General features: G+C 65.6%; 1 protein-coding gene. It reads right to left on the reverse strand.

The annotated features are described in order from the left end of the window. Positions 1-65: 65 nt before the first annotated feature. On the reverse strand, positions 66-1,262 hold the full coding sequence (locus BU124_RS14445) for an IS256 family transposase (RefSeq protein ID WP_084864264.1): 1,197 nt from the start codon (positions 1,260-1,262) through the stop codon (positions 66-68). Between the last annotated feature and the right edge of the window lie 133 nt (positions 1,263-1,395).

The raw sequence follows: 1,395 nt of genomic DNA on the forward strand, positions 1-1,395 counted from the left end.
TAGTGTCCCGGGAAGTGGTGTAGGAACTGGCGTCCACCTGCTTCTTCATAGCTGGTGCTGCTCGTTCACTGAGCGGCGATCATCGCCGTCTCACCATCATCGTTGCATATGGCGGTCAGCTTTTCCACCGACATGTAGCGGCGCGAGACAGCCCACTCGTCATTCTGCTCCAGCATGAGCGCGCCGACGAGCCGGATGACGGCCTCGCGGTTCGGGAAGATCCCGACGACATTGGTGCGCCGCTTGATCTCCTTGTTGACGCGCTCCAGCGGGTTGGTGCTGTGCAGCTTCGAGCGCAGGCTCTCGTCGAAGGCCATGTAGGCCAGCACGTCGTGTTCGGCCTCGTCCATGAGCTCTGCGACATCCCTGAACCGGCCACGAAGGTTGTCGGCCACCTCGCGCCAGCGGGCATGGGCCTGGTCGCGGTCCTTTTCGGCAAAGACGGTCTTCACCACGGCGCTGACCACCGGCTTGTTGGTCTTGCCCACGCGGGCCAGCAGGTTGCGCTGGAAATGGACGCGGCAGCGTTGCCACCCGGCGCCCAGAACCTTGCGCGCGGCGGCCTTGAGGCCCTCATGGGCATCGCTGATCACCAGCTGAACACCGCGCAGGCCGCGGCGGGTGAGAGACCGCAGGAAGTCGGCCCAGAACGTCTCGGCCTCCGAGGGCATGACCGTGATCCCGAGGATCTCGCGCCGCCCGTCGGTGTTGACCGCGACGGCCACTATCACCGCCATGGAGACGATGCGTCCGCCCTCGCGCAGCTTCACGTAGGTGGCGTCCAGCCAGAGGAACGGCCAGTCCCCCTCGAGGGGCCTGTTCAGGAACGCCTGCACCCGTTCGTCGATCTCCTCGCACAGCCGCGAGACCTGGCTCTTGGAGGTGCCCGTCAGCCCCATCGCGCGCACCAGGTCATCGACGGCGCGGGTCGAGACCCCGTGGATGTAGGCCTCCTGTATCACCGCCATCAGCGCCTTCTCAGCCGTCCTGCGCGGTTCCAGGAACGTGGGGAAATAGCTGCCCTTGCGCAGCTTTGGGATGTTCAGGCCGATGGTGCCTGCCCGAGTATCCCACTGGCGCGGTCGGTATCCGTTGCGCTGGTTCTCGCGGTCCGGGCTGCGCTCGCCATGCCCCGCGCCGCATACAGCGGCCACTTCGATGTCCATCAGTCGCTGCGCGGCGTCCTGGATCAGCTCGCGCAGAAAATCAGCGTCATCGCTCTTGGCGATCGCGCCCGGAAGATCGATCATGGTCTCGGTCATCGTGCTCTCCTTCGTTGTCGTCGGTCTTTGAACAACCTCAGATTACGAAGAAGCGCGGTGGCCGCCAGCCCGGCCGCGCGCTGCGCTACGCCAAGGGCTTCGCGCGCGGCCTCTTACACCATCCCGAGGGGCA

The organism is Salibaculum halophilum (genome assembly GCF_002094885.1).
In the GTDB taxonomy this organism is placed as follows: domain Bacteria; phylum Pseudomonadota; class Alphaproteobacteria; order Rhodobacterales; family Rhodobacteraceae; genus Salibaculum; species Salibaculum halophilum.